The organism is Aneurinibacillus sp. UBA3580, from assembly GCF_002375825.1.
Classification (GTDB): domain Bacteria; phylum Bacillota; class Bacilli; order Aneurinibacillales; family Aneurinibacillaceae; genus Aneurinibacillus; species Aneurinibacillus danicus.
Window position 1 is genome coordinate 349 of the sequence record NZ_DFMZ01000087.1, and the last position, 4,267, is coordinate 4,615.

Below are 4,267 nucleotides of genomic sequence, written 5' to 3' on the forward strand. Positions count from 1 at the left end.
GGCATTCCGGGCGCCGAGTTTCAGCTTTCCGCTCCGATTGCGGTGGCGATTGCGGCTGTATTCGGTTTTCGCCGCTATGTAATCGCGGGCGTACTGGCGAGCGCGGCCATGCTGCTGTTAGGTGTACATAATCTGCTGAATGTAGAAATTTCCATGGTGTTCCGCCTGGTAGCGGGCGGTATTGTCGCACTGTTTGGTACCTCAATTCCTGTGCTGGCGCTGGCAGGGCCTATAGGATCTGCTGTTGCGCGTTGGGTGCTATCGCTCACATTGGGAGTATCGGCTGTTCCGCTGCTGCTGGCGGCGCTGCCGGGTATGGTTTTTACAGCCATAACCGTATGGCCGCTTGTAAAAGTGATGCGCAGAGCGAAGGAAGGGGCGGTTGCTTATGTCAAAAGAGCCTCTTTATAGCCTGCGGATGCGTGCGGCGCAGGGAGGCGCCCATGAGGAAGGCGGACTGCATATTTCAGGTGGGGAGAGATTGGGCTTCCGGGATGAAATTGAAGCGCTTGTCAGCGGATTGCTGCGCAAAGCGCTGCAGCACAGCCGGGGAGACGCCGACTTTATTAACCTTACTATCGAAAAAGTTGAGCCGGCGAGCTGCCGGGTGCTGTCGCCGCTTCCTGTCTCTACATACGAAGTGGCAGACGCGGAGGAAGGCAGACGGCAGGCGGCAGTGTTGCTTAGGGAATTGTCCGTCTCCGAGCAGGCCATCCGGAATGCGCTTTGTCTGCTTGGATCTGTAAATAATCTGCGGGGAGCGGTGCTGCTCGATAGTCGAAGCGGCGAGCGGCTGGATACGCGGGGGGAAAGAGGCATACGGGTATCGCGTATGGACTGGGATCGCGAGCGCTATTTGTACTGGCAAAATCAGCACCCCCTGTTTGGATCGCCCCGCATTGCAGAGGCGATCGCGTTGGCTACCAAAGTGGCTTATGCACCGGGAACAGTGGCGGAATTATGCTGGTCTGACGATCCGGAATATGTGACCGGCTATGTCGGAAGCAGGCGCAGCGGATATTGCCGGATTACCCGGTTGAAGGAGCAGGGAGACTTTTCCGGCGGCCGTGTATTTTTCGTCGAGCCGGGCACGTTCATCTCCGAATATATTGTGCATCTGGAGCGGACTCCTGTATGGATTGGATAAGAAGGAGGGAAAAGCGTGGATCTATTTGAAGCTTCACTGTCTGCGAGGCTTATGGCTACGAAGGAAAAAGGACTGTATCGCCGTCTTCGTATCGCCCATGAGAATGAAGAAATCCAAGTGTTTTCATCCAATAATTATTTGGGATTGGCGCAGGATGAACGGGTGAAGCGGGCAGCGATTCGCGCCATTGAGGCCTATGGAACCGGAAGCGGGGGATCTAGGCTAACGACCGGCAACCTGTCACTGCATGAGCGGCTGGAGAGCACAATTGCCGCCTGGAAGCAGAAGGCGAGCGCCATTGTGTTCAGCAGTGGATTTCTGGCTAATCTCGGTACAATTTCCACGCTGATGGGACCGGGGGATACAATCTTCAGCGACGCCCTCAACCATGCGAGCATCATCGACGGATGCCGCATGAGCAAAGCGCAGACGATCGTTTATCGGCATACGGATATGCGGGATCTTGAGGAAAAGCTTCGTTCTGCCCCGGCTACAGGCAAAAAGCTGATCGTGACCGACGGCGTATTCAGCATGGACGGCAACATTGCGCCGCTGCCGCAGATTGTAGAGTTGGCGGAGACATACGGCGCCTGGGTTATGGTTGACGATGCCCATGCGGCCGGAGTACTCGGAAAGACGGGGGCGGGCACGGCCGAATACTTTGGTCTGAGCGGGCGCGTACACCTGGCGATGGGAACGCTCAGCAAATCCATTGGCGCGGAAGGCGGATATGTGGCGGCATCCGAACCGGTTGTAGAGTACTTGCGTAATTATGCGCGCACGTTTATTTTCCAAACCTCGTTATCTCCCGGCGTTATTGGTGCTGCGCTTGAAGCAATCGAGATGATTCGGACAGAGCCTGAGCGAAGGCAGAGGCTGCTCGACAATGCGGCGTACATGCGGGCCGGATTGAAGGAAATGGGCTTTACGCTAGTTGAAGGAAGTACACCCATTCTCGCTGTGGTTATCGGAGCGGCGGAGCGGGCGGTAGCCTTCTCCCGCCATCTGGAGGAAAGAGGCGTGTTTGCACCCGCGATCCGCCCGCCGACCGTACCGGAGGGATCAAGCCGAATCCGTGTAACGCTGACAGCTGTCCATACCCGTACCCAGATAGACAGGGCGCTGGCCGCTTTTGCGGCAGCCGGAAAAGAGCTGGGCGTTGGAGCATTAAAATTTTAATGCATGAACGAACGGTCGTTTCATTATATCGAGAATGCCGGGGTTGATATCATAAAAACAATCCGACAATCGCAGCTGAGAGAACGGACGCTAGAGTAGATCCGTACAGCAGCTTCAAACCGAACCTGGCTACTTCGTCACCCTGTTTTTCGTTTAACGCGCGCACTGCTCCGGTAATGATGCCCACCGAGCTGAAGTTTGCAAAGCTAACCAAAAAGACGGATACAATGCCCGCCGTCCGCTCTGACAGCTGACCTGCGATGTCTTTGAAATTAAGCATCGCAACGAATTCGTTGGTTACCAGCTTGGTCGCCATGATGCTGCCGGCCCGAACGATTTCATTCGCCGGTATACCCAAAACAAAGGCAACCGGGGCGAAGATGTAACCAAGTACCGTCTGAAACGAAACTTGGAATACAAGGGTAAACAGATAATTGATTAAATTCATTAATGCAATGAATCCAATGAGCATAGCGGCGACGATAATGGCGATTTTCAACCCATCCATAATGCTTTCGCTAATCATTTGGAAAAATGTCAGTCGTTGTTCTTGATCTTCCCCCGCATCAATCACCTGTAAATCGTCTTCTTCATCCAACTTATACGGATTAATTAAGTTGGCGACGATGAGTGCCGAGAAAATGTTAAGCACGATGGCCACCACCACATACCTAGGAGCCAGCATGGTCATGTAGGAGCCGACAATCGCGATGCTAACCGCACTCATGGCAGATGTGCATAGCGTGTAAAGGCGCTGTTTGGAGACAAAGTTCAACTGTCTCTTGGCTGTCAGAAACACTTCAGACTGCCCCAGTATAGCGGAAGATACGGCGATATAGTTTTCCAGTCGTCCCATGCCGTTGAGCTTGTTGAGAGCAAGACCGACGTAGCGAATAATGAGCGGCAGAATTTTCAAATGGTTTAAGATGCCGATGAGCACCGAAATGAAGATAATCGGCAATAGTACATCCAGAAAAAAGTTGGATACGCCTGTATTCTCAAGTCCGCCGAATACAAAATCCACGCCGCCGATGCCGATTTCCATAAGCCTGGCGAACATTTTGGAGATGTAGCCGATTAAGACGACACCTGTTCGCGTGTTGATTAATAAAAAAGCCAGCAGAATTTGACTCAACAACATGGCGGCAATCGGTCTTACCCGGATTTCTTTGCGGTTATAACTAACAAGATATCCAAGAATGAACACCAACAGCAGACTGGCCAGAAAAAAGACAATATTCATTGTTTGTTTCCCTCCCCGCGGATGAATGAATAACAAAAAACCTCTTCCTTATTTTTCCCAAAGGACGAACATCAAAAACAAAAGAAAACTTCCTTAAAATGTAAAATCCCATTTTTTTAAGAAGGATTGTGCGTATTTTAATGGAATAGTAGAATATACCGATGACGGAATATGCAGGGGAAAGTACCATCGAAAGATAGAAAAGAAAGTTAGAGGAGTCGGAGGGGAAAGCAAGTGAAGAATAGAAAAAGAAGGCGGTTCTTTGTTTTCATTTTTTTGCTTTTGTTTGCCGGTGCATGTACAGCCGGGGGCGGCCAGCCGACCTATACGCTGCCGCTGCAGATCGAGCTGGCTGTAACGCCAGAGACGGTGCATGTTGGTCAAAGGGCGCTCATTGAAGCCGTGGTGACGCAAGGATCGGATAAAGTGGTGGACGCCAGTGAGGCGATATTTGAAATCGCAAAAAAAGGCGAGAGAAATTATGAAGAGCTAGCAGCCAAATCTAAAGGAGACGGAACATACGCGATTGAAAAAACGTTTACGGCCGCAGGTACTTATACGATTAAAGCGAAAGTGACGGCACAGGATTTAACGGCCGTGTCTTCGCAGGTCATTAAAGTAAAAGAAGAATAGCAGGAAACCATCATGGCATCTCAGCCGCAACCCCGATATGAAAATGCGGAGAAGAGCGGCTGACT

At 51.6% G+C, this 4,267-nt stretch carries 5 protein-coding genes; 4 read left to right on the plus strand and 1 reads right to left on the minus strand.

Annotated features, from left to right (window positions below; genetic code table 11):
* The 3 genes from B2899_RS12820 to bioF form a co-directional block, all read left to right on the plus strand.
* A partial coding sequence (locus tag B2899_RS12820) for a hypothetical protein (RefSeq protein WP_286886320.1) occupies positions 1-411 on the plus strand: 411 nt, incomplete at its 5' end.
* Entirely contained in the window at positions 389-1,147 is a 759-nt protein-coding gene (bioW, locus tag B2899_RS12825) for a 6-carboxyhexanoate--CoA ligase (RefSeq protein ID WP_146809979.1), read from the plus strand. The genes B2899_RS12820 and bioW, both read left to right, overlap by 23 nt.
* 51 nt (positions 1,148-1,198) lie before the next feature.
* On the plus strand, positions 1,199-2,326 hold the full coding sequence (bioF, locus tag B2899_RS12830) for an 8-amino-7-oxononanoate synthase (RefSeq protein WP_414631778.1): 1,128 nt from the start codon (positions 1,199-1,201) through the stop codon (positions 2,324-2,326).
* A gap of 49 nt (positions 2,327-2,375) precedes the next feature.
* On the opposite strand, the gene B2899_RS12835 is transcribed toward bioF, so the two are convergent.
* Positions 2,376-3,569: a NupC/NupG family nucleoside CNT transporter gene (locus tag B2899_RS12835; RefSeq protein ID WP_146809980.1), complete on the minus strand. Its 1,194-nt coding sequence runs from the start codon at positions 3,567-3,569 to the stop codon at positions 2,376-2,378.
* A 234-nt stretch (positions 3,570-3,803) separates the two neighbouring features.
* On the opposite strand from B2899_RS12835, the gene B2899_RS12840 reads away from it, so the two are divergent.
* A complete protein-coding gene (locus tag B2899_RS12840; protein WP_146809981.1) occupies positions 3,804-4,202 on the plus strand; it encodes a FixH family protein in 399 nt (132 codons plus the stop codon).
* The last annotated feature ends 65 nt before the right edge of the window (positions 4,203-4,267 follow it).